Consider the following 22,252-nt stretch of genomic DNA (forward strand, 5'->3'; position numbering starts at 1 on the left):
GGCATGCGGCCTTGTCGGAAAGGGCCGGTCAGCGTCGGCCTTCGGACGGCGCCAGAGATTTCAGCATAGGGGAGTCTTGTGCGGCGCGGCAATCCCCCGTGAGTAAACGCTAGCCGATAGTCGCATGGAGAAGTCCTCTCGGTTACCAGCGTCCCGCCTCAGCGTGGCAGGGTCAGGGTCAGGTTGTCGATCAGGCGGGTCGGGCCCAGGCGCGCCGCGGCCAGCAGCACGACGTCGCGGGTGGTGGCGGTGACCGGCCCCAGGTCGGTGGCGCGAAGCTCCAGGTAGTCCGGCTCGAAGCCGGCCGCGCGCAGTCGGGCGATGCCCGCCTCGAGTGTCGGAGTCACGGGCCCGCCGGCCTCCAGAGCCACCTTCAGGTCGGCCAGGGTGTGATGCAGGCGAGGCGCCAACGCACGCCGCTCGGCATCGAGATAGCCATTGCGCGAGGAGAGGGCAAGCCCATCCTCGGCACGCACGATGGGCACGCCCACGATCTCGACCGGCACGTGGAGATCCGTCACTAGTCGGCGGATCACCGCCAGCTGTTGATAGTCCTTCTCGCCGAAACAGGCCAGGTCTGGCTGGACCAGATTGAAAAGCATGGTGACGATGGTCGCTACACCATCGAAGTGGCCGGGACGGGCGCCACCGCATAGCCCCTCGCTGACCTCGGGCACGCAGACTCGGGTCTGGGCCTCGAGCCCGCGAGGATAGACGGTGGTGGTGGTGTCCGGGGCGAACAGCAGGTCACAGCCGGCGGCCTCGAGTTTCTGTTGATCCTCGGCCAGGGTCCGTGGATAGGCCTCCAGGTCTTCATGGGGCCCGAACTGCAGGGGGTTGACGAAGATGGAGGCCACCACCACGTCGGCCCGCTGGCGGGCCGACGTCACCAGTGCCAGATGGCCTTCGTGCAGGTTGCCCATGGTGGGGACCAGGGCGATGCGCCGTCCCTCGCGACGATGGGTCGCCAGGATCTGGCGCAGCGTGGGAATCGTCTGCAGGGTCTGCATCAAAAACAGTGCTCCTCGGCCGGGAACTGCCGGCCCTTGACCGCTTCATGGTAGTGCCGGAAGGCCGAGTGGATATCATCGGCCCCGGCCAGGAAGTCCTTGACGAAGCGCGGTGTCCGGCCATGGGTCACGCCCAGCACGTCATGCATCACCAGGATCTGGCCATCGACATCGGGACCGGCACCGATGCCGATCACCGGGACCTCCAGCGCCTCGCTCACGGCGCGGCCGAGGCTCGCCGGCACGCACTCCAGCAGGATCACCGAGGCCCCGGCCTCGACCAGCGTCCGGGCGTCCTCAAGGATGCGGCTAGCCTGCTCGGCGTTGCGGCCCTGTACCTTGTAGCCCCCCAACTGGTAGACGGTCTGCGGTGTCAGTCCCAGGTGGGCGCACACCGGCACGCCGCGGCGGGTCAGCTCACGGATACCGCCGGCCATCCATGCCTCGCCCTCGACCTTGACCAGCTCGGCGCCGGCACGCATCAGCGCACCGGCATCCGTGAGAAGACGCTCGGTGCTCGCGTTGCTCATGAACGGCAGGTCGACCATCAATAGGCTCGCGCCCTTACCGCGCGCCACACAGCGGGTGTGGTAGCAGATATCGTCGAGGGTCACCGGCAGGGTACTGGCATGACCCTGCAGGACCATCCCCAGGGAATCACCGACCAGTAGCACCTCGATACCGGCCGCGCTCGCCGCGCGGGCGAAGGAGGCGTCGTAGGCGGTCAGGCAACTAAAGGGCTCACCGGCGCGCTTGAAGGCCTGCAGCGTGCTCAGGGTGACGGTTTTCATGGCGTGCTCTCATGGTTGTCGACGGAGTGACGGCATCGCGCCGTGCTCCGTTTGTAACCCGCAATTGTTACCTGAACCGTGTCGAGGTGTCGATAGGTAACAGGTAGCAGGCGCAGCTCAGGTATCCGCCGGCATCGGGTGAAGATCGTCGGTCGCAACGCCGGCGGCCAGGGTGGCGATCGCGCGTCCGTCGGGCAGCCGCAGCTGCGGCGCGAGCTCGGCCAGTGGGTGCAGTACGAAGGCGCGGTTCACCAGCTCCGGGTGCGGCAGCGTCAGACGGGGTAGAGCCAGCTGCCTCTCATCGAAGAGTAACAGGTCGAGGTCCAGCGTGCGGGGCCCCCAGCGGCGGCCGCGCATCCGGCCGTGGCGCTGCTCCAAGGCTTGCAGCTGGTCGAGCAGGGCCAGGGGCGAGAGACGGGTTGCCACCAGGGCCACCGCATTGATGAAGTCGGGCTGGTCGGCCGGGCCGACCGGGCGGCTGCGGTAGAGACGGGAGTGACGCAGGCGGCGGCACAACGGCAGCCAGTCGAGTTCCTCGAGAGCGGTCTCGACATGCCGGCGCGGCGCATCGAGGTTGCTGCCCAGGCCGATCCAGGCGAGATGACGGCGCATTATTCGTCGCTCGGGGACTGGCGCGGCTTGCGGCGACGACGGCGGCGCTTGCGGGGCGTACCGGAGCCGGCCGGGTCGGCGCCCGCCTTGCTCAGCAGGCGGCGCTGCTCGTGTTCATCGGCGTCCTGGAAGGCGGTCCACCAGTCGCCGAGCCCAGGGGCCAGCTCGCCGGCGGCCTCGCGGACCAGCAGGAAATCGTAGGCCGCCCGGAAGCGTGGATGCTCGCGGGTCTGGAAGACCCGCTTGCCGCGGCGCAGCGGTAGCCGCTGCTGGAGATCCCAAATGTCGCGCATCGGCAAGCTGAAGCGCTTGGGGATCGCCACGTGCTGGAGCTGGCGCGAGATGATCTTCTGGGAGGCCGCCTGTAGGGCCGGAATCGGTGGCATGCCGTCGGCTTCCAGTCGTGCCTGGTGCTGCTGAACCGGGCCCCACAGCAAAGCCGCGAAGAGGAAGGCAGGCGTCACGGGGCGCTCCTCGTGGATACGCCGGTCGGTGCTCGCTAGGGCCTGCTCGATGAGCGGTTCTGCCCAGGGGAGTTCCGCCATGGCTTCCTCGGCCTCGGGGAACAGCATGGCGAACAGGCCGTAGTGGCGCAGCCATCGGAACGTCTCCACCCCGTGGCCGGCCATGAACAACTTGAGCACCTCGTCGAACAGGCGGGCTGGCGGGATCTGCAGCAGCAGCGCGGCCAGCTCGTGGATGGGCGCCTCGGTGTCGGGGGCCAGGTGGAAGCCGAGCTTGGCGGCGAAGCGCACGGCACGCAGCATCCGCACCGGGTCTTCGCGATAGCGGGTCGCCGGGTCGCCGATCAGGCGCAGCGTGCGGGTCTCGATGTCCTGGGCGCCGCCGGCGAAGTCATGGATCGAGAAGTCGGCGATATTGTAGTAGAGGGCATTGACGGTGAAGTCGCGTCGCAGGGCGTCTTCCTCGATGTTGCCCCAGACGTTGTCGCGCAGCAGCAGGCCATCATCGGACTGCGCCGCGATATGGTCGCCGTGGTCGTCACTCGGCTTGCCCCGGAAGGTGGTGACCTCGATCACCTCGCGACCGAAGCGCACGTGCACGATGCGGAAACGTCGCCCGATCAGGCGCGAGTTGCGAAACAGGTCCCGCACCTGTTCCGGGGTGGCGTCGGTGGCCACGTCGAAGTCCTTGGGCATGCGGCCGAGCAGGGAGTCGCGGATGCAGCCCCCGACCAGGTAGGCCTCATGGCCGGCATTGTGGAGCCGGTAGAGCACCTTGAGGGCAGCATCGCTGAAGTGCTGGCGAGAGACCGGGTGCTCCTGGCGGGGGATGATGCGTAGCCTGGGGCTGCCGGCCGGCGCATCCTGAGGGCCGAACAGCGACCTGAGGCGCTCGCCCGGACTCTGCAGAAAGCGGGTAAAACCTTTGATCATGCGGCGTTGTGACTCGCGGGATACAAAAGCGTTGAGTGTAGCGGACACTCGACACCTTGCAAAGCATGACGGGAGACGCGGCGGGGTCACGCAGTAGACGGGGGAAGCCACTGGCTTCCCCCGTTAAGCAGGCTGCAGCGTCCCTGCTGCTGATTCTTCTTCGTGATGGCGCATCGCCTTGAATACGCACCACAGTCACCAAGGAGGGTTCAGGCAAGCCGTGTTGTTGTGCTTGTTAGGGGTCCTGAGGCGACCGTCTCGTATTCAAAACAATCTTCCAACACGACGGCATAAAAACATGCCTCCTCCCGGCTTATTGGCATTGTTGCCGGAAGTGCACCCTGATGGCTCTTGTTGTTGGTGGTGGCCATGTGCTGGTGCGTCGCGTCCTGGGGTTCCGGGATTCGAGCGTGTTGTTGTTGTGTCTCGAGTGACACGCGTCGGGGCCGCTGCTGTTCTTGTTGATCGGCACATCGCGTGTCGGTCTGGCCCGACGTTATTGTTGTTGGCGGTGTCGGGCCTTGCCTTGGCCTGCTGCCTTGTTGTGGTTGTTGGGCAGCGGCAGGCAACCGGAGTTGTTTTTCTTGCCCTATAGTGTAGCAGGGGGTGTGCCAATTGTAATTTTTTATAATAAAATCAACAATATAAATATTGTCGGCTGGGCGGGCGACGTCGTGTGGTGCGCAAGTGTTACCCAGCATGCGCGGTGATGGGGCATTGACTGTGTGGGGAGGTAACAAATGGGGCGGCTCTGCCTCCGAGGCATGAAACGACACGCCCGCGACCTTGGCCGCGGGCGCTTGCACCATGGTCGAATGGCCGTCCGGGTCAGCCCGTGCTGCGCCGCGGCCCCTTCTTGCGCGGGATCCCGAGTCGCTGGCGGCGCTCCCATAGGCACTTGCGGCTGATGCCGAGCCGCTGGGCCAACTCGGTCTCGCTCATCCGATCCTGATGCTCGAGCACGAAATGCTGGAAGTAGTCCTCCAGCGATAGGTCTTCCTCGTCCTCGGCGCGGCCGTCGAGCGAGTTCGTCGCGGCGTCCACGGCAGGCGCGGCGATCGGGTGCGGAGCCGGCGCCAGGCCCAGGTCATCGGGATGGATCAGATGGCCCTCGGCCAGGATGACCCCCCGTTCCAGGGCGTTCTCGAGCTCGCGTACATTGCCCGGCCAGGGGAAGTCACGGATGACCCGTCGCGTCGCACGGGACAGCCGCAGCCCCTCGCGCCGGTGGCGCTGGCAGGCCTTGTCCAGCAACACATCGGCGATTTCCAGGATATCGTCCTCCCGGTCGCGCAACGGTGGCAGATCGATCTGCATCACGTTGAGGCGGTAGTAGAGGTCGAGACGGAACTCGCCGGTCTTCGATAGGGTGCGCAGGTCACGGTGGGTCGCGGCGATCAAGCGTACATCCACGTGGCGTGTCTCAACCGATCCGATCTTGCGGATCTCACCCTCCTGGAGCACCCGCAGCAGGCGGGCCTGGGCATCCAGCGGCAGTTCGCCGATCTCGTCGAGGAACAGGGTGCCGCCGTCCGCCGCTTCCACCAGCCCGGTGCGGGCGGCGCTGGCCCCGGTGAAGGCCCCCTTCTCGTGGCCGAACAGCTCCGACTCGATCAGGGTCTCGGGGATGGCGGCGCAGTTGACACAGATCAGTGGCGCGTCGGCGCGGTGGCTCTGCTGATGCAGGGCACGGGCCACCAGCTCCTTGCCGGTGCCGGACTCGCCCTGGATCAGCACGGTGACATCGGCCGGCGCCGTCTTGCGGATCCGCGTGTAGACCACCTGCATGGCGGGACAGTTGCCAATCATCGCCTGGCGCTCACCGCCGGGCTCGGTGACGTCGGGGGGCGTGGCGTCGCGGGCGGCTTGCTGGTGCAGGACCCGGGCCACGGTCTCGAGCAGCTCGTCATGGTCGAAGGGCTTGGCCACGTAGTCCACGGCGCCGAGCTTCAGGGCTTCTACCGCCGAGCGCATGCTCGCATAGCTGGTCATGATCAGCACGGGGACCGGTGCGGCCCGGGCGATCAGTTCGGTGCCGGGCTCGCCGGGAAGCCGAAGGTCGCTGATCACCAGGTCGAAGCGCTGTGGATCCAGGGCCAGGGCCTCGGCCACCGACCCCGCTTCGCTGACGTGGTGGTCATGACGTTCCAGCAGGCGCGTCAGGGCGCTGCGGATGATGGCTTCGTCTTCAACGATCAGGATCCGGCTCATGACGGCGTTCACCATCCTCCAGGTTAAGGGGCAGCCACAGGTGGATGCGGGTGCCGTGCCGACACCCGGGTGGCGGGGAGTCGATATCGATCTGGCCGCGGTGCTCGGCGATGATGCTGTAGACCAGCGGCAGGCCCAGGCCCGTGCCCTCACCGGGTGGCTTGGTGGTGGTGAAGGGCTCGAACAGATGGTCGCGCATGCTGGCATCGATGCCGTGACCGTCGTCGGTGACGGTGACATGCAGCCAGTTCTCCTGGGCCTCGGCATCGATCACCACCTCGCCACTCGGCGCGCTGGCATCCCGGGCATTGCCGATCAGGTTGACCATCACCTGCAGCAGGCGCTGGTCGTCGCCTGGGACCTCGAGGCCGGCCGCGCAGCGGTTATGGTAACGGACATCCTCCCCCGAGCGGGCAAGGTGGATCAAGTGCAGGGCCTCCTCGGTGACGGCGGCGATCGAGACCGGGGCGAAGGCGCGGCCGCCGACATGGCGGCCGCCATGCGCGAACCCCACCAGCGAGCCGACGATCCGCGATACCCGGTCGGTGAGCTGCTGGATCTGCCCGGCGGTCTCGAGCACCTGGGGGTCGTCGGTGTCGTAGCGCAGGTTCTGGGCCAGCGAGGAAATGCCGGTGATGGGATTGCCGATCTCGTGGGCCACCCCCGCGGCCAGCTGGCCGATGGAGGCGAGCCGCGCGGCATGCACCAGCTCGTCCTCGAGCCACTTCATCTCGCTGTGGTCTTCCACGAGGATCACGTGGCCCCCCCGTTCGTCCTCGTCGTCGTGCAGGCCGGCCTTGTGTAGCGTCAGGTAGCGCATGCCCCCGTCGAGCTCGACAGGCTCCTTGTAGAGGTGATCATGGGGCTCGGCCAGCACCCGGCTCAGCAGCTTGCCCCAAGGGGGCGGCAGGCTGTCGCGTCGTGCCCCTACCACGGCATTCCCCGGGAAGCCGGAAAGGTCGGCCAGAGCGTCGTTCCACATCAGCAGCTCGCCGTCGTCACCGAAAGCACATAGGCCCACGGGCAGGCGGGTCAGGGTGCGGCGATGGTAGCGGCGCAGGCCGTCGAGCTCGCGGGCCAGGCCGGTGAGGCGCGACCGGTAGGCCTCCAGGCGGCTTTCGACGAAGTGGATGTCCTCGGTGGCGCCCCGGACATCGTGGCGGTAGGGCAAATAGCGATCGACGATATCCTGCGCCACCGAGGGCCCCATCACGCCGGAGAGGTTGGCCTGGATGCGGTCACGCAGGCGACGCAGGGCATAGGGCCGGCCATCCAGCGGCGAAAGGTCCAAGGCCGACAGCGCCCGGTCGACCTCGCGGTGGGCCACCTCCTCGCCCAGGGCCCGGGCCAGGTGGCGCTTGAAATCCGTCCCGTTGGCAGCGACCAGCGGCAAGCGCTTGGGACGGATCACCGCATCCACCGAGCAGGCCTCGGCGGCGGCCCGCTCGCCCGGTGAGGTGCGACTCGCCAGCGAGACCAGGATCAGCACGAGGATGTTGAGCGATAGCGAGACCAGGGAGACGAGGTACCACTCCGCCTCGCCGGCGAGCACCTCCAGGCCGGGCGGCAAGAAGATCCAGGCCGGCTGGTCGGTCAGCAGCGGCACCCACAGCCCGGCCAGCCAGACCAGCACGCCCACCGAGAGCCCCGCCACCATGCCCTTGCGGTTGGCGCCCGGCCAGTAAAGCAGGGCCAGCATCCCCGGCAGGCACTGGGCCATGCCGATGAACGCGACCAGCCCCAGGGTAACGAGATCATGGTGGATGCCGACGAGGCGGTAGAACAGCCAGCCGCCGAGGATGACGGCCGCGATCAGGGCGCGGCGCAGCCAGCGCAGCCAGCGGTAGAGGTCGGGCTGCGCAACGGGAGGGTGGGCGACCAGCACCAGATGATTGAGGATCATGCCGGACAGGGCCAGCGAGATGATGATCATGGTGCCGCTGGCCGCGGCCAGTCCGGCCAGGAAGGCCAGGGCCCCCACCCACCAGGACGTGGAGAGCGAGAAGGCCAGGTAGGCGAAGCCGGTCGTGGCGGTCTCGACGCCCTGATGCTGGGCGCCCCACAGGATCAGCGGCACAGGGAGTGCCATCAGCAGCAGGAACAGAGGCAGCGCCCAGCTCGCCTGCAGCAGCGTCTGGCGGCTGAGGGTCTCGGCGAAGGCGATATGGAACATGTGCGGCATCAAAAAGGAGGCCCCGAAGAACAGCAGCAGCAGGGTGCGCCACTGGGCCGGGTCGAGATGACGGGTCTCGGCCTGAGCGGCATGGCCGGGGCCGTCGAGCCAGGCCTGTAGGTCGGCGGGGCCGTCGAAGATGCCGAACAGCGCGAAGGCACCCAGCGCCAGCATGGCCACCAGCTTGACCACCGATTCGAAGGCGATGGTGGCCAGCAGGGTGTCGTGGCGATCGTGCAGGCGCGTGTGCCGCGCCCCGAACAGAATGGCAAACAGGGCGATCAGGCAGCAGAATCCCAGCGTCAGCAGGGCCGGGGCGTCGGTGCCGGAGAGCCGCAGAATGGCGTTGCTCAGGGTCTGCACCTGCAGGCCCAGCAGCGGCAGCACCGCCAGCAGGCTGACCAGGGTGATGAAGGCGCCCACCCAGCGCGAGCGGAAGCGGAAGGCGAAGAGGTCGGCCAGTGACGCCAGCTGGTAGGTGTGGGTCAGGCGCTGGATGGGGACCAGCAGTACCGGGGCCAGCAGGAAGGCGCCCGCCACCCCCAGGTAGTAAGCCAGGTAGCCGAAGCCGGCACGCCCAGCCAGCTCCAGGCTGCCGTAGATCGCCCAGGCACTGGCGTAGACACCGAGGGCCAGGGTGTAGATTGCCGGGTGCCGCACGAAATGCCGGGGGATCCAGCCGCGCTCCACCGCCAGGGCACACAGGAACAGCAGTAGCAGGTAACCGATACCCAGCGCCAGCAGGTTGCCGAGGCCGGTACTCATGATGGTGCCTCCTGCTTAGCGCTCATCCAGCCGCCTCTTCTGCTCCAGCCACAGGGTCAGGGCGATCAGCACGCCCCAGATCACGAAGGGGCGATACCAGGCCACCCCGGGGCTGGCCCAGCCGCTCATCAGCAGCGGTGACAGCAGATAGCCGCCGAACACCAGAAACAGCATGATGCGATAGACGTACATGGTCTGCCTCGCTCAATTTCCGGCGGTACGAACGCTGTCCCAGTGGGCGATGCCCCAGGCCAGCTGCTCGGCCACCGGGGCCTTGGCTAGCGCATCCGGTGGGGCCAGTGCCAGCGTCGTCAAGGCCCGGTGCAGCAGTGGGCGCACCGTTCGATCCTCTTCGGGCAGTGCCGGTGCCCGGTTCTGCTTGGAGAGCTTCTGGCCGTCCGGGCCCATCACCAGTGGCAGATGCCGGTAGCGGGGCGTGGGCAGTCCCAAGGCGTGCTGCAGCTGGCGTTGCCAGGGGGTATTGTCGAGCAGGTCGGCCCCACGAACCACGTCGGTGATGCCCTGGTCGGCATCGTCGACCACCACGGCCAGTTGGTAGGCCCACAGGCCGTCCTTGCGTGCGAGCACTACGTCGCCGAGGTCGACTGGCTCGAAGGCCTGCCTCCCGAAGCCCCGGTCCTGCCAGGTCACCGGTCGCAGGCCCAGGTCGCTGCGCAGCCGCCAGGCCACGCGTTTACCGGGCTCGCGGACCGCCTCGCGACACCAGCCGGGATAGACGGAGTGCGCCCGCCACTGCTTGCGCGAACAGCTGCAGGGATAGGCCAGCCCCAGGGCCTTGAGGCGCGTCAGCGCCGCCGCGTAGGCCGCGTCACGCTCATGCTGCCAGGACACCGGCCCGTCCCAGTGCAGGCCGAAGGCCTCCAGTTGGCGCCGGATGGTATCGGCGGCGCCGGGGGGGCAGCGGGGCGGGTCGATGTCCTCGATGCGCAGCAACCAGGTGCCGTCGGCCCGGCGCGCATCCAGGAAGCTGGCCAGGGCTGCGACCAGCGAGCCGAAATGCAGCGGCCCGGAGGGCGTCGGTGCGAAACGACCACGATAAGGGCGCATGGTGATCTCCCCGATTAAGTGCCGGATACGCAGACGGGCACCCTGAGGTGCCCGTCACGCGCGATGAGAGAGTGCCTCCACATGGCAGGCATTCAGCCGCCCAGCTGCTTCTCCTTGAGCTCGGCCAGCGTCTTGCAGTCCACACAGAGGGTGGCGGTAGGGCGTGCCTCGAGGCGGCGGATGCCGATCTCGACGCCGCAGGCCTCGCAGAAGCCGTAGTCGTCCTCGTCGATCTTTTCGAGGGTCTCGTTGATCTTCCTGAGCAGCTTGCGTTCGCGGTCCCGGGTGCGCAGCTCCAGGCTGAAGCCCTCCTCCTGAGTGGCGCGGTCGGCCGGGTCGGCGTAGTTGTTCGCCTCCTCCTGGAGGTGACGAACGGTCCGGTCGACCTCTTCCATCAGTTCCTGTTTCCAGCCGAGCAGGATCTGTCGGAAGTGCTCCAGCTGTTTCTCGTTCATGTACTCTTCACCCGGTGCCGGCTCGTACGGGGTGAATTTCTTGGGCGCTTCCGTCTTCTTTTCTGCTACTGGCATGGGACACTGCCTCATTGATTTAGTGACTGCTGATCAATACCCGCCGCGTTGCTAAGGTATCTCACGCCAAAGGGATGCTTGTTTATCGGAAAAATCCCCTCGGTGCAACACCCTCGATGGATGGGCCTGCGTCGGCACACCAAAAGTCGTAACATGCCCGGTTCGACCACAGATGCCGCGAAGGGTGCCCTCGCCGGCACACAACCGTAGCGAGATGGAGCAGTAGAGGAAACCGTCATGAGCTGGAACCCGCGTGTCGAGAGGGTCGCCCCCTTCCGTGTGATGCGCCTGCTGGAGATCGCCCAGGCCCGCGAGGCGGCCGGTCACGATGTCATCCACCTGGAAGTGGGTGAACCCGACTTCCCGACGCCGCCGTCGGTGGTCGCCGCCGGGCAGGCGGCGCTGGCGTCAGGCCATACCCGCTACACCCCGGCGGCGGGCCTGCCGGCGCTGCGCGAAGCGATCGCCGGCCACTACGCCGCCCATTTCGGCGCCGAGGTCGATCCGCGGCGGATCATCGTCACGCCCGGGGCCTCGGGGGCCCTGCTGCTCGCCAGCCAGTTGCTGGTGGCCCCCGGTGACCGGGTGCTGATGGCTGATCCCACCTATCCCTGCAACCGCCACTTCATGGCCCTGGCGGGGGCCGAGTTGGACGCCATACCGGTAGGCCCGGCCAGCGCCTGGCAGCTCGATGCGTCGCTGGTCGCGCGCCACTGGCGCGAGGACACCCGACTGGCGATGCTGGCCACGCCCTCCAATCCCACCGGCCATGTGCTCGATGCCCCGGGCCTGGCATCGGTGGCCGAAACCGTGGCAGCCCACGGCGGCCACCTGCTGGTGGACGAAATCTATCAGGGGCTGTGCTACGACCTGGCGCCGCAGTCGATGGCCGCGATCACCCCCGCGGCCTTTGTCGTCAACAGCTTCTCCAAGTACTTCGGCATGACCGGCTGGCGTCTGGGCTGGCTGCTCGCCCCGGACGCGGCGGTGGAGCCGCTCACCCGGCTGGCCCAGAACGTCTTCCTGGCCGCCCCCACACCGGCGCAGCATGCGGCCCTGGCGGCCTTCACCCCCGAGAGTTCCGAGCTGCTGGAGGCGCGCCGCGGTGAGCTTCAGCGCCGCCGCGACGCCCTGCTCAAGGGGCTCGCGAGACTGGGGCTGGCGCCGGACCTGCCACCTCAGGGCGCGTTCTACCTGTGGCTCGATATCTCGCGCGTAAGCCGCGACAGCGAGGCCTTCTGCCGGCGCCTGCTGGAGGAGGAGAACGTCGCCATCACCCCGGGGACCGATTTCGCGCTGGTGGGCGGCGAGCACCATGTGCGCATCGCCTTCACCACCGGCACCGAGCGTCTCGAGGAGGCGGTGGTCCGGCTCGAGCGCTTCCTGGCCCGGCTGGAGGGATAATGGACTATCCTGAGCTGGTGCCCGGCACCCTGCGGCGTCGCTACAAGCGCTTTTTGGCCGACGTGCGCCTCGATGACGGTCGCGAGGTCACCGCCCACTGTCCCAACACCGGCTCCATGCGGGCGGTGAACGTGCCGGGCTGCCGGGTGTGGTTGGCCGCCAGCGACAATCCGGCGCGCAAGCTGGCCTGGACCTGGGAGCTGATCGAGCTGCCGCAACCGGGGGGCAGGACGGCACTGGCCTCGGTGCATACCGGGCGTACCAACCGCATCGTCGAGGAGGCGCTGCATGCGAGCCGGGTGCCGGCCCTGACCGGTTATGCGAGCCTGGCGCGCGAGGCGAGGGTGGTCATCGACGGGAGGCCGGCGGCGCGGCTGGACTTTCGCCTGGAGGACCCGGTGCAGGGCACGGCCTTCGTCGAGGTCAAGCAGGTGACGCTCCTCGAGGCCGACGGCCACGGTTATTTCCCCGATGCGGTCAGTGAGCGGGGCCGCAAGCATCTGGAGGTGCTGGCCGGCCTTGCCGCCCGGGGGCAGCGCGCCGTGCTGCTGTTCTATGTGGCCCACGAGGGGATTCACGACGTGGCGCCGGCGGCCCACCTCGACCCGGCCTATGCCGAGGCCCTGCGTCGGGTGGCCGGACAGGGGGTCGAACTGATGGCCTATGGCTGTCAGTTTCACTGGCAGGCCGGTCGGCCGGCGGCCCTCTCGCTCGGCGAGGCCCTGCCGGTGTGCCTGGCGCGCAGCCTGGCGGGAAGCGCTCAGCGGTCGATATAGAAGCGCTGGATGAAGCTGACCTTGGCCGGCGGCGCATTGCGATCATAGGCCACCTCGAGGTCGAAGCGCATCGGCTCGTCTGCGCGAATCCGGAAGGTGGCGATCTGCGAGACGCTGTCGCCGTCGCGCAGGGTGCGAAACGCCAGCGGCGTTGCCTGCGTCGTCGTGCCGAGCCCGCCGACCTCGCCGTCGACCCGGGCGGCCACCGGTCGGGTCGAGCCGTCTTCCTGCACCTCCAGCACGCTGACGTTGAGCAGTCCGGTCACCTGGTTGCGCGGGATGCCGTAGTCACGGGCCACCTCCGGGGGGAGGAAGCTAGTATTCACGGCGCTATAGTGGATCTGGTGGTTGCCGACCTGCTCGTACTGCTGGGCCTGGGCCGGCAGGGTGAACATCAGCAGGCCCAACAGCAGGCCGCTCAACAGGCGTCCGGTCATGAGGCGTCCTCCGTGCGTGGCGGGCCTGGCGTCAGCCGTGACGACGTGCGACCCGGAAGATGGCGATCTCGCCGAACAGGTTGGGCCACCACCGCGAGGTCCAGTGGCCCTCGTGGCCACCGACGCCCACTGCCCGGTCGACGATCATCAGACCCTTGTCGCGACACAGGTGTTCAAAATCGTTGAAGGTCGACAGGTGGATGTTGGGGGTGTCGTACCAGGCATGAGGCAGCGACTTCGAGACCGGCATGTAGCCGCGAATGCCCAGGTGCACCCGGTGGCGCCAGTAGGCGAAGTTTGGGAAGGTGATGATGCACTCGCCGGCGACCCGCAGCATCTCGTCGAGCATGCGATCGGGACGGCGCAGCGCCTGCAGCGCCTGGGTCATTACCACCAGGTCGCAGGCGTCATCCTCGAAGTTGGCCAGGCCCTCGTCGAGGTTCTGCTCGATGACATTGACGCCCTTGGCCAGGCAGGCGGTGATGCCATCGGGATCGATCTCCAGCCCGTAGCCGGTGACCTCCTTGTTCCGGGCCAGGGCCGCCAACAGGGTGCCATCGCCGCAGCCCAGGTCGAGCAGCCGGGCGCCTTGGGGCACCCAGTCATGGATCAGCGTGAGGTCGGCGCGCATCATGGACGGTTCTCCGGCAGGCCCTGGTCGCGGGCCACGCGCGCCATGAAGGCGGCGAACACCGCCTGGTAGCGGGGCTCGGGCATCAGGAAGGCGTCGTGGCCATGGGGTGAATCGATGTTGGCGAAGCTGACCGGCTTGCCGGCGCGGATCAGCGCGTTGACCAGCTCCTTGGAACGCGACGGCGGGAAACGCCAGTCGGTGGAAAAGCTGACCACCAGGAAGGGGCATTCGGCTGGTGCTAGGGCGCGAGACAGGTCGCCGCCGTGGGCCGCGGCGGGGTCGAAGTAGTCCAGGGCCTTGGTCATCAGCAGGTAGGTGTTGGCATCGAAGGAGGTGGAGAAGGTATCGCCCTGGTAGCGCAGGTAGGACTCCACTTGGAACTCCACGTCGTAACCGAAGTTCAAGTCGTCGGCACGCAGATCGCGGCCGAACTTGCTGCCCATGCCGTCCTCCGACAGGTAGGTAATGTGCCCGACCATGCGGGCCAGCTTCAGCCCTCGGCGCGGCAGGGTGTCGTGTTCGGCGTAACGGCCGTCGTGAAAGTCGCGATCGGAGCGGATGGCCTCCCGGGCCACCTCGTTGAAGGCGATGTTCTGGGCTGAGAGCTTGGGCGTCGCCGCGATGACCACGGCATTGGCGATGCGCTCGGGATAGGCCAGTGTCCACTGCAGCACCTGCATGCCGCCGAGGCTGCCCCCGATCACCGCGGCGAAGCGCTTGATGCCCAGTCGATCGGCCAGCCGCACCTGGCTATGTACCCAGTCTTCCACCGTCATCATCGGGAAGTCGGGGCCCCACTGCCGGCCGGTCTCGGGGTTCTCGCTGGTCGGGCCGGTGCTGCCGTGGCAGCCCCCCAGGTTGTTCAGCGAGACCACGTAGAAGCGGTCGGTATCGATGGACTTGCCGGGCCCGATATGGGCATCCCACCAGCCCGGCTTGCGATCCTCCGGCGAGTGGTAGCCAGCCGCGTGGTGGTGTCCGGAGAGGGCATGGCAGATCAGGATGGCATTGCTGCGCTCGGCATTGAGGGTGCCGTAGGTCTCGTAGACCAGATCATAGGCCGGCAGCGTTCTGCCACAGGCCAGGGCCAAAGGGTCGTCGAAGTGCGCCGTCTGGGGCGTCACCAGGCCGACCGAATCGCGGGGAAGTTCGGTCATCGATCTTGTCGGGTCCCGTCGTTGTTGTCGGAGGGCATCACAGCCCGACCAGCGCGCCGACGACGCCGGCCGCGCGGATCAGCGAGCCGACCACGATACCATCGATCAGGCTGATGGCGATGAACACCACGATGGGAGAGAGGTCGAGCATGCCCAGCGGCGGGATCACCCGGCGCACCGGCGCCATGATCGGTTCCACCAGCTGCATTACCAGGATGGCGCCGGGATGACTGGCCTGGGGCGCGACCCAGCTGAGGATGATCATCACGATCAATGCGAAGAAGTAGATCTTGAGAATGGCATTGGCCAGCGCCGCCACGGCACCGATGGCCAGGTCATCCACGGGGGCCATGCCGTAGCCGGCGATCTGCAGGATGGCGATGATGGCCACCAGCTTGATCACGAAGCCGCTGGCCAGGGTCGCTAGGTCGTAACGCCCCATCACTGGCCCCAAGAAGCTCTGGAAGGGGCGCACCGCGGGCTGAGTGATCTTGACCACCGACTGGCTTATCGGGTTGTAGTAGTCGGCCCGCGAGGCCTGCAGCAGGAAGCGCAGCATCAGCAGGAACAGGTAGATATTGACGAGGGTGTTGACCAGCAAGAGGCCGGCATTTCCCAGTTGACTGCCCATCAGGGCTCCTCCTTGTCGTTGCAACTCAGTCGTGTGAGCATCTGCCGGAACCGGTGCCGGCTCAGCGCTTGCCGAGTTCCTCGGCCATCTCTCTGGCACGCTCGGCGCAGGCGGTCATGGCCTCGGCCATGATGCGGCGCAGGCCCGCGTCCTCCAGGTGCTCGATGGCCCGCTCAGTGGTGCCCCCCGGCGACATCACGTTGCGCTTAAGCTCACCCGGCGCCTTGTCGCTATCCATCGCCATGCGCGCGGCGCCGAAGGCGGTCTGCATGGCCAGCCGGCGGGCGGTGTCGGCGGGCAACCCGAGCTTGGTGCCGGCCTCTTCCATGGCCTCGAACATCAGGAAGAAGTACGCCGGGGCGCTGCCGGAGACGGCGGTCACGGCCTCCAGCAGGGCCTCCTCCTCGACCCACTCGACCAGGCCCACGGCCTCCAGCAGTTCGGTGGCCAGGCCGCGCTGGTCATCGCTGACCCGTGCATTGGCGTAGAGACCGGCGGCCCCGGCGCCGACCAGGGAGGGGGTGTTGGGCATGCAGCGCACCACGGCGAGCTCGCCGCCCAGCCAGGCGTCGAGGGTCTCGGCCGGCAGGCCGGCCGCCACCGAGATGATCAACGGCTTGCGGGCCTGGACGGCATCGCGCAGCTTCTCGCAGACCTCGCGCATGATCTGCGGCTTGACCGCCAGCACCACCACGTCGGCGCTGGCCACGGCTCGGGCGTTGTCGGTGGAGGTCTGGATGCCCAGCCGCTCGCGGACCGGGGTCAGGGCTTCCTCGTGGGGAGCGGTGGCGGTGATGGCATCGCGGGGATAGCCGCTATCGATCATCCCGCCGATGATGGCGCTCGCCATGTTGCCGGCGCCGATGAAGGTGACTTGGCTTGCCATGCGTTGTGTCCTGTCTGGGTCGACGAATGTCGGCCGGCGGCGGACCGCCGGTGACGATGTACTAGGGGGTGGGCCGGTGGCGCTCGCCGAAGATGGCGGTGCCCAGGCGCACCAGGGTAGCGCCTTCCTGCACGGCGGCTTCCAGGTCCGCGGTCATGCCCATCGAGAGGGTGTCGAGTCTCGCCTCGGGAAAACGCACGCGCAGGTCCTCGAGGGCCTCGCGCAGCCGGGCGAAGGGGGCGCGCTGTTCGGCCAGCCCCTCGGCCGGCGCCGGGATCGCCATCAGGCCGCGCAGCCGTAGCCGAGGCAGGATTAGTACCGCCTCGGCCAGGGCCGGGAGTTCGTCGAGGAAGGCGCCGGATTTGCTCGCCTCCTCGCTGATATTGACCTGCAGGCAGACCTCCAGCGGCGCCTGGTCTGCCGGGCGCTGGTCGTTGAGGCGCCGGGCGATCTTCTTCCGGTCCACGCTGTGCACCCAGGCGAAGTGCTCGGCCACATCGCGGGTCTTGTTGGATTGCAGCGGCCCGATGAAATGCCAGACGATGTCGGTCAGGTCTGCCAGTTCGGCCTGCTTGTCCAGGGCTTCCTGAACGTAGTTCTCGCCGAACTCGCGTTGCCCCAGCTGCCAGGCCTCGCGGATCAGCCCTGCTGGCTTGGTCTTGCTGACGGCGAGCAGCCGGGCCTCCCCGGCCGGGCGTCCGGCGGCGTCGAGGGCCGCGTCGAGGCGGCGCCTGGCGTGGGCCATGGCGTCCGAAAGTACCAGGTCCGTCATGTTGCTAGGTCTGTCATACTAAGAGCACCTTGAGATTCCGGGAGCAGGGCAACCGCATGGATATTACCGAACTGCTGGCATTCTCGGCAAAACAGAACGCCTCCGACCTTCATCTGTCGGCGGGGCTGCCGCCGATGATCCGTGTCGACGGCGATATCCGCCGGCTCAACGTGCCGGCCATGGAGGACCGCGAGGTCCGCAAGCTGATCTACGACATCATGGCGGATCGTCAGCGCCGCGACTACGAGGAGTTCCTGGAAACCGACTTTTCCTTCGAGGTCCCGGGCGTTTCACGCTTCCGGGTCAACGTCTTCACCCAGGGCCGCGGTGCCGGGGCGGTATTCCGCACCATTCCCTCCGAGGTCTGGAGCATGGAGGACCTGGGCATGGGCGATGTCTTCCGGCGGCTCTCCATGTTGCCCCGGGGGCTGGTGCTGGTGACCGGGCCTACCGGCTCGGGCAAGAGCACCACGCTGGCGGCGATGATCGACTACATCAACGACAATCGCTTCGAGCACATCCTCACCATCGAGGATCCGGTGGAGTTCGTGCACCGCAGCAAGCGCTGCCTAATCAACCAGCGCGAGGTGCACCGCGATACCCACGGCTTCGCCCCGGCGCTGCGCAGTGCCTTGCGCGAGGACCCGGATGTCATCCTGGTCGGCGAGATGCGCGATCTGGAGACTATCCGGCTGGCGCTGACCGCGGCCGAGACCGGTCACCTGGTATTCGGCACCCTGCATACCACCTCTGCCGCCAAGACCATCGACCGGATCATCGACGTCTTCCCCGGTGACGAGAAGTCGATGGTGCGTTCGATGCTCTCCGAGTCGCTACAGGCGGTGATCTCCCAAGCCCTGCTCAAGCGCCAGGGAGGTGGGCGGGTGGCGGCCCACGAAATCCTCGTCGCCACCTCGGCCGTGCGTAACCTGATCCGCGAGGACAAGGTGGCGCAGATCTATTCGGCCATCCAGACCGGCGGCAACCTGGGCATGCAAACCCTCGATGCCTCGCTGGCCCGCCTGGTCGCCGATAATGTGGTGGCACGCGAGGAGGCCCAGGCCAAGGCCAAGGCCGCCCTGACAATCTGACTCAAGGATAGTGAGCAAGGAGCAGGCACATGACCGCAGAGGACTGGCTGTACCAGCTGCTGGACATCATGGTCGAGCAGGATGCTTCGGATCTGCTGATCTCGGTCGGCGCACCGCCGACCCTGAAGATGGCCGGTCGGCTCAGGCCCCTGGGCGAGCAGGGGCTGACCATGGCCCAAGTCAACGAACTGGTGGGCGCCGCCCTTCCGGCCGGCTCACGCCAGCGCTTCGGCGAGGAGCACGAGGCCAACTTCGCCCTGAGCCTCTCCGGCAAGGGGCGGTTCCGGGTCAGCGCCTTCCGCCAGCGCGGCCAGTCGGCCATGGTGGTGCGGCGGATCCCCCTTGAGATCCCGCATCTGGAGGAGCTGTCGCTGCCCACGGTGCTGGGGGATCTGGTCAACCACAAGCGCGGCCTGGTGTTCGTCGTCGGCGGCACGGGCACCGGCAAGTCGACCACCCTGGCCTCGATGATCCAGCAACGCAATGAGACGCTCGGTGGTCACATCATCAGCGTCGAGGATCCCATCGAGTACGTGCATCCGCACCGCCGCGCGATCATCAACCAGCGCGAGGTGGGCATCGACACCGACTCCTTCGAGGTGGCGTTGAAGAATACCCTGCGTCAGGCGCCGGACGTCATCCTGATCGGCGAGGTGCGCACTCGGGAGACCATGGAGCATGCCCTGACCTTCGCCGAGACCGGTCACCTCTGCCTGGCCACCCTGCATGCTAACAACGCCAACCAGGCGCTGGACCGGATCATCAACTTCTTCCCCATCGAGCGCCACGCCCAGGTATGGCTCGACCTCTCCCTGAACCTGCATGCCATCGTCGCCCAGCAGTTGCTGCCCACGGTCGGCGGCGGGCGCTGTCCCGCCATCGAGGTCATGCTCAAGTCGCCGCTGATCGCGGACCTGATCTGCAAGGGCGAAGTCAGCGAGATCAAGCGGATCATGACGCGCTCACGAGACCTCGGCATGCAGACCTTCGACCAGGCGCTCTATGACCTCTATCGGGCCGGGCGCATCAGCGAGGAGGTGGCCATGGTGCATGCCGATTCGGCCAACGACCTGCGCATGATGATCAAGTATGACGGCAAAGGCGGCGGGGTAGCCGAAGCCAAGGCGGCGGCCGCACACCTGTCGCTGCGTGACGAGGACGATTTCTGAGCGACATCGGGCACCGGTCGCTCAGGCGGGGTAGACACCCCCCAGGATCCGGGGGGCGGTCGCGCCGGTGACCGAGGGTACGTTGGCGGGGTGGTGCGCCAGTCGGGCCCAGGCCAGCCAGGCGAAGGCGCCGGCTTCTAGCCAGTCGGCGGGCCAGCCCAGGTCGCCGCCGTCTTCCAGGGGTGTCTCGGGGAGTCGGCACGCCAGGCGGGCCAGCAGGTCCGGATTATGGGCTCCGCCACCGCAGGGGATCAGACGCGCCGCCGGGGGGGCCGCGAACCGCTCCCGGGCCATGCCGATGCCCAGGGCCACGCTGGCGGCGGTCAGCTCGGCGAGGGTGGCCTGGACATCCTCGGGTGCCTCCTTGCCCGTCAGGTGATCGTCTAGCCAGTCGAGATGGAACCGCTCACGGCCGGTGCTGCGTGGGGGCGGGTGGTGAAAGAAGGGCTCGGCCAGCAGTCGCTCGAGCAGGGCTTCGTCGACCCGACCCGAGGCCGCCCAGGCGCCAGCGGCATCGAAGCGTCCCCCTCGATGCCGGGCATGCCAGGCATCCAGCAGGGCATTGGCCGGGCCGGTATCGAAGCCGAGTGGAGGGCGCGCGTCTTCCGTCGGCGGCAGCAGGGTCAGGTTGGCGAAGCCCCCTAGGTTGAGCACCAGGCGCCACTCACCCGCGACCCGGAACAGCGCTTGATGAAAGGCCGGGGCCAGGGGCGCGGCCTGACCGCCGGCGGCCAGGTCGCGGCGTCGGAAGTCCGCCACCACGGCGCAGCCGGTCAGCTCGGCCAGCAGGCTCGGGTTGTCGAGCTGCAGGGTATAGGCCGGGCCGCCCTCATGGCCTTGGGGGGCGTGCTCGATGGTCTGGCCGTGGCTACCGATGGCGGTGATCGCTCCCGGTGGCGTCGCGCTTATCGCCAGCAGTCGGGTCACGGCGTCGGCCTGAAGGTGGCAGAAGGCGTCCTCGGCGGCGGCCAGGTCGGCGAAGCTGGCCTGCTGGGCATGGCAGAGCCGCCACAGGCGATCGCGCAATGCCTCCGGCATCGGCTCGGCGTGGGTGGCGCACAGGCGTGGTACCTGGTCGGGAGCGACCTCCACCAGGGCAGCGTCGATGCCGTCCAGGCTGGTGCCGGACATCAGGCCGATGAACAGGGGCATGGGGGACTCCTGGCGGGACTCAACCGTCGATGCCGGCCATGATACCATTCTCCACCAGCCTATTATCCGATTGCCGCCCCGAACGCGGGCCGCCCTGCCGAGTGGAGAGGAGAGCATGTCCGATGTCGCCGACGCGCTAGCGTTGCTCAAGCGTGGTACCCACGAGATCCTGCTCGAGGACGAGCTGGAGAAGAAGCTGGCCTCGGGCCGCAAACTGCGCATCAAGGCGGGGTTCGACCCTACCGCTCCCGATCTCCACCTGGGACACAGCGTGCTGCTGACCAAGATGCGCCAGTTCCAGGACCTCGGCCATGAGGTGATCTTCCTGATTGGCGACTTCACCGGACGCATCGGCGACCCCACCGGCAAGAACGTCACCCGCAAGCCACTCACCGAGGCTGAGGTCAAGGCCAATGCCGAGACCTACAAGGAGCAGGTATTCAAGATCCTCGACCGCGACCAGACCGAGGTGCGCTTCAACGCCGAGTGGTTCTCCGCCATGAGCGCCGCCGACATGATCGAGCTGGCCGGCCAGAGCACCGTGGCGCGCATGCTGGAGCGCGACGACTTCGACAAGCGCTACAGCGCGGGTCAACCGATCTCCATCCACGAGTTCCTCTACCCGCTGGTGCAGGGCTATGACTCCGTGGCCCTTGAGGCCGACGTCGAGCTGGGCGGTACCGACCAGAAGTTCAACCTGCTGATGGGCCGCGAGATCCAGAAGCACTTCGGCCAGCCCTCCCAGGTGGTCATTACCATGCCGCTGCTCGAGGGCCTCGATGGCGTGCAGAAGATGTCCAAGTCGCTGGGCAACTATGTGGGCGTCGACGAAGCGCCGGGCACCATGTTCAACAAGCTGGTGTCCATGCCCGACAGCCTGATGTGGCGCTACTTTGAACTGCTCTCGCTGAAGTCCAACGAGGAGATCGAGACCCTTAAGCGTGACGTCGAGGGCGGCGCCAATCCTCGCGACATTAAGATGGTCCTGGCGCGCGAGCTGATCGGCCGTTATCACGGCGAGGAGGCCGCGGCCCATGCCCACCGTAGTGCCGGTAACCAGCTGGCCGAGGGCGAGCTGCCGGAGGACCTGCCCGAGGTGAGCGTCGACTTCGAGGGCAGCGCCCAGGCCCCCATCGCCGCGGTGCTCAACCGCGCCGGGCTGACCAAGAACAGTGCTCAGGCCAAGGACATGCTCGGTAACGGCCGGGTCAAGGTGGATGGCCAGGTGGTGGCCCGGGACCATATGCTCGATGGCGGGCACAGCTATGTCATCCAAGCTGGCAAGAAACGCTATGCCAGGGTGACGATCGCCTGACATCGTTGCTCCTGACGCCGATAAACGCCCGCCTCACGCGGGCGTTCGTGTCTGTGGCGAAGGCGATGACATGTCCACAGCGGGTGAGGGTCGGAACCGACTGTGCATAGCCTAGCGACCGGAGGCTGTCATCGCCGCCTCATGGCTCCGACACGCCCCTAAAATTTTCCCCCCGTAGGGCTTGCGTGGCCCGCGGATAATCCGTAAAGTACGCATCCGCTGCCGGCGACGGGCTACGTTGCAGGCGGTGATGAGTGGCAGAAGGGCTTGT

The 22,252-nt window shown here is 67.4% G+C and carries 21 protein-coding genes; 5 read left to right on the top strand and 16 right to left on the bottom strand.

Annotation, left to right across the window (positions count from 1 at the left end; all coding sequences use genetic code 11):
* Window positions 1-158: 158 nt before the first annotated feature.
* The 9 genes from panC to dksA form a co-directional block, all read right to left on the bottom strand.
* Window positions 159-1,010 carry a pantoate--beta-alanine ligase gene (panC, locus tag FHR94_RS15270; protein WP_183326829.1) on the bottom strand — a complete coding sequence of 284 codons (852 nt, stop codon included), beginning with the start codon at window positions 1,008-1,010 and terminating at the stop codon, window positions 159-161.
* On the bottom strand, window positions 1,010-1,801 hold the full coding sequence (gene panB, locus FHR94_RS15275; RefSeq protein WP_183326831.1) for a 3-methyl-2-oxobutanoate hydroxymethyltransferase: 792 nt from the start codon (window positions 1,799-1,801) through the stop codon (window positions 1,010-1,012). Before panB ends, panC begins: the two co-directional genes overlap by 1 nt.
* Window positions 1,802-1,918: 117 nt before the next feature.
* On the bottom strand, window positions 1,919-2,413 hold the full coding sequence (gene folK / locus FHR94_RS15280) for a 2-amino-4-hydroxy-6-hydroxymethyldihydropteridine diphosphokinase (protein ID WP_183326833.1): 495 nt from the start codon (window positions 2,411-2,413) through the stop codon (window positions 1,919-1,921).
* A complete protein-coding gene (pcnB, locus tag FHR94_RS15285) occupies window positions 2,413-3,810 on the bottom strand; it encodes a polynucleotide adenylyltransferase PcnB (protein WP_183326835.1) in 1,398 nt (465 codons plus the stop codon). Before pcnB ends, folK begins: the two co-directional genes overlap by 1 nt.
* 828 nt (window positions 3,811-4,638) lie before the next feature.
* A complete protein-coding gene (locus FHR94_RS15290) occupies window positions 4,639-6,021 on the bottom strand; it encodes a sigma-54-dependent transcriptional regulator (protein WP_183326837.1) in 1,383 nt (460 codons plus the stop codon).
* Entirely contained in the window at window positions 5,999-8,959 is a 2,961-nt protein-coding gene (locus FHR94_RS15295) for an ATP-binding protein (protein ID WP_183326839.1), read from the bottom strand. The genes FHR94_RS15290 and FHR94_RS15295 overlap by 23 nt, the downstream gene beginning before the upstream one ends.
* A 15-nt stretch (window positions 8,960-8,974) precedes the next feature.
* Window positions 8,975-9,151: a hypothetical protein gene (locus FHR94_RS15300; RefSeq protein ID WP_183326841.1), complete on the bottom strand. Its 177-nt coding sequence runs from the start codon at window positions 9,149-9,151 to the stop codon at window positions 8,975-8,977.
* 12 nt (window positions 9,152-9,163) lie between these two features.
* Window positions 9,164-10,027, bottom strand: a complete 864-nt coding sequence (gene gluQRS, locus FHR94_RS15305; protein WP_183326843.1) for a tRNA glutamyl-Q(34) synthetase GluQRS — start codon at window positions 10,025-10,027, stop codon at window positions 9,164-9,166.
* A gap of 92 nt (window positions 10,028-10,119) precedes the next feature.
* Complete coding sequence (gene dksA, locus FHR94_RS15310; RefSeq protein ID WP_183326844.1) at window positions 10,120-10,557, bottom strand: RNA polymerase-binding protein DksA; 438 nt, start codon at window positions 10,555-10,557, stop codon at window positions 10,120-10,122.
* A 237-nt stretch (window positions 10,558-10,794) separates the two neighbouring features.
* Here dksA and FHR94_RS15315 point away from each other — a divergent pair, with 237 nt between their 5' ends.
* Window positions 10,795-11,961 (top strand): aminotransferase class I/II-fold pyridoxal phosphate-dependent enzyme, encoded by a 1,167-nt coding sequence (locus FHR94_RS15315; protein ID WP_183326846.1) that lies wholly within the window; start codon window positions 10,795-10,797, stop codon window positions 11,959-11,961.
* Window positions 11,961-12,737, top strand: coding sequence for a DNA/RNA nuclease SfsA (gene sfsA / locus FHR94_RS15320; protein ID WP_183326848.1), 777 nt, complete (start codon window positions 11,961-11,963; stop codon window positions 12,735-12,737). Before FHR94_RS15315 ends, sfsA begins: the two co-directional genes overlap by 1 nt.
* Here sfsA and FHR94_RS15325 read toward each other — a convergent pair.
* The 6 genes from FHR94_RS15325 to FHR94_RS15350 all read right to left on the bottom strand — a co-directional run bounded on the left by FHR94_RS15325 (window position 12,722) and on the right by FHR94_RS15350 (window position 17,254).
* On the bottom strand, window positions 12,722-13,174 hold the full coding sequence (locus tag FHR94_RS15325; protein ID WP_183326850.1) for a DUF4426 domain-containing protein: 453 nt from the start codon (window positions 13,172-13,174) through the stop codon (window positions 12,722-12,724). The two genes, sfsA and FHR94_RS15325, sit on opposite strands and share 16 nt — an antisense overlap.
* A 31-nt stretch (window positions 13,175-13,205) precedes the next feature.
* On the bottom strand, window positions 13,206-13,805 hold the full coding sequence (metW, locus tag FHR94_RS15330) for a methionine biosynthesis protein MetW (RefSeq protein ID WP_183326873.1): 600 nt from the start codon (window positions 13,803-13,805) through the stop codon (window positions 13,206-13,208).
* Window positions 13,805-14,965, bottom strand: coding sequence for a homoserine O-succinyltransferase MetX (gene metX / locus FHR94_RS15335; protein ID WP_183326853.1), 1,161 nt, complete (start codon window positions 14,963-14,965; stop codon window positions 13,805-13,807). The genes metW and metX overlap by 1 nt, the downstream gene beginning before the upstream one ends.
* Before the next feature lie 37 nt (window positions 14,966-15,002).
* Window positions 15,003-15,596, bottom strand: a complete 594-nt coding sequence (locus FHR94_RS15340) for a YggT family protein (RefSeq protein WP_183326855.1) — start codon at window positions 15,594-15,596, stop codon at window positions 15,003-15,005.
* Window positions 15,597-15,657: 61 nt separating this feature from the next.
* The gene (gene proC / locus FHR94_RS15345; RefSeq protein WP_183326857.1) at window positions 15,658-16,482 is read right to left on the bottom strand and encodes a pyrroline-5-carboxylate reductase; all 825 of its coding nucleotides are present in this window, start codon (window positions 16,480-16,482) and stop codon (window positions 15,658-15,660) included.
* Between the two features lie 61 nt (window positions 16,483-16,543).
* Entirely contained in the window at window positions 16,544-17,254 is a 711-nt protein-coding gene (locus FHR94_RS15350; RefSeq protein WP_183326860.1) for a YggS family pyridoxal phosphate-dependent enzyme, read from the bottom strand.
* A gap of 56 nt (window positions 17,255-17,310) precedes the next feature.
* On the opposite strand from FHR94_RS15350, the gene FHR94_RS15355 reads away from it, so the two are divergent.
* Both FHR94_RS15355 and FHR94_RS15360 read left to right on the top strand, forming a co-directional pair.
* The gene (locus tag FHR94_RS15355; protein ID WP_183326862.1) at window positions 17,311-18,345 is read left to right on the top strand and encodes a type IV pilus twitching motility protein PilT; all 1,035 of its coding nucleotides are present in this window, start codon (window positions 17,311-17,313) and stop codon (window positions 18,343-18,345) included.
* A 29-nt stretch (window positions 18,346-18,374) separates the two neighbouring features.
* Window positions 18,375-19,514 (top strand): PilT/PilU family type 4a pilus ATPase, encoded by a 1,140-nt coding sequence (locus tag FHR94_RS15360; protein WP_183326864.1) that lies wholly within the window; start codon window positions 18,375-18,377, stop codon window positions 19,512-19,514.
* A gap of 21 nt (window positions 19,515-19,535) precedes the next feature.
* Here FHR94_RS15360 and FHR94_RS15365 read toward each other — a convergent pair whose 3' ends face one another.
* Window positions 19,536-20,666 (bottom strand): anhydro-N-acetylmuramic acid kinase, encoded by a 1,131-nt coding sequence (locus FHR94_RS15365; protein ID WP_183326866.1) that lies wholly within the window; start codon window positions 20,664-20,666, stop codon window positions 19,536-19,538.
* A gap of 115 nt (window positions 20,667-20,781) precedes the next feature.
* Between FHR94_RS15365 and tyrS the strand changes: the two genes are divergently transcribed.
* Window positions 20,782-21,981 (top strand): tyrosine--tRNA ligase, encoded by a 1,200-nt coding sequence (tyrS, locus tag FHR94_RS15370; RefSeq protein WP_183326867.1) that lies wholly within the window; start codon window positions 20,782-20,784, stop codon window positions 21,979-21,981.
* Window positions 21,982-22,252: the final 271 nt, after the last annotated feature.

It is taken from the genome of Halomonas cerina, assembly GCF_014192215.1.
Classification (GTDB): Bacteria; Pseudomonadota; Gammaproteobacteria; order Pseudomonadales; family Halomonadaceae; genus Halomonas; species Halomonas cerina.

Bases quoted from the DNA above. Each gene is read 5' to 3' on its own strand.
- panC (WP_183326829.1), bottom strand. From the start codon at position 1,010: ATGCAGACCCTGCAGACGATTCCCACGCTGCGCCAGATCCTGGCGACC.
- panB (WP_183326831.1), bottom strand. From the start codon at position 1,801: ATGAAAACCGTCACCCTGAGCACGCTGCAGGCCTTCAAGCGCGCCGGT.
- folK (WP_183326833.1), bottom strand. From the start codon at position 2,413: ATGCGCCGTCATCTCGCCTGGATCGGCCTGGGCAGCAACCTCGATGCG.
- pcnB (WP_183326835.1), bottom strand. From the start codon at position 3,810: ATGATCAAAGGTTTTACCCGCTTTCTGCAGAGTCCGGGCGAGCGCCTC.
- FHR94_RS15290 (WP_183326837.1), bottom strand. From the start codon at position 6,021: ATGAGCCGGATCCTGATCGTTGAAGACGAAGCCATCATCCGCAGCGCC.
- FHR94_RS15295 (WP_183326839.1), bottom strand. From the start codon at position 8,959: ATGAGTACCGGCCTCGGCAACCTGCTGGCGCTGGGTATCGGTTACCTG.
- FHR94_RS15300 (WP_183326841.1), bottom strand. From the start codon at position 9,151: ATGTACGTCTATCGCATCATGCTGTTTCTGGTGTTCGGCGGCTATCTG.
- gluQRS (WP_183326843.1), bottom strand. From the start codon at position 10,027: ATGCGCCCTTATCGTGGTCGTTTCGCACCGACGCCCTCCGGGCCGCTG.
- dksA (WP_183326844.1), bottom strand. From the start codon at position 10,557: ATGCCAGTAGCAGAAAAGAAGACGGAAGCGCCCAAGAAATTCACCCCG.
- FHR94_RS15315 (WP_183326846.1), top strand. From the start codon at position 10,795: ATGAGCTGGAACCCGCGTGTCGAGAGGGTCGCCCCCTTCCGTGTGATG.
- sfsA (WP_183326848.1), top strand. From the start codon at position 11,961: ATGGACTATCCTGAGCTGGTGCCCGGCACCCTGCGGCGTCGCTACAAG.
- FHR94_RS15325 (WP_183326850.1), bottom strand. From the start codon at position 13,174: ATGACCGGACGCCTGTTGAGCGGCCTGCTGTTGGGCCTGCTGATGTTC.
- metW (WP_183326873.1), bottom strand. From the start codon at position 13,805: ATGCGCGCCGACCTCACGCTGATCCATGACTGGGTGCCCCAAGGCGCC.
- metX (WP_183326853.1), bottom strand. From the start codon at position 14,965: ATGACCGAACTTCCCCGCGATTCGGTCGGCCTGGTGACGCCCCAGACG.
- FHR94_RS15340 (WP_183326855.1), bottom strand. From the start codon at position 15,596: ATGGGCAGTCAACTGGGAAATGCCGGCCTCTTGCTGGTCAACACCCTC.
- proC (WP_183326857.1), bottom strand. From the start codon at position 16,482: ATGGCAAGCCAAGTCACCTTCATCGGCGCCGGCAACATGGCGAGCGCC.
- FHR94_RS15350 (WP_183326860.1), bottom strand. From the start codon at position 17,254: ATGACGGACCTGGTACTTTCGGACGCCATGGCCCACGCCAGGCGCCGC.
- FHR94_RS15355 (WP_183326862.1), top strand. From the start codon at position 17,311: ATGGATATTACCGAACTGCTGGCATTCTCGGCAAAACAGAACGCCTCC.
- FHR94_RS15360 (WP_183326864.1), top strand. From the start codon at position 18,375: ATGACCGCAGAGGACTGGCTGTACCAGCTGCTGGACATCATGGTCGAG.
- FHR94_RS15365 (WP_183326866.1), bottom strand. From the start codon at position 20,666: ATGCCCCTGTTCATCGGCCTGATGTCCGGCACCAGCCTGGACGGCATC.
- tyrS (WP_183326867.1), top strand. From the start codon at position 20,782: ATGTCCGATGTCGCCGACGCGCTAGCGTTGCTCAAGCGTGGTACCCAC.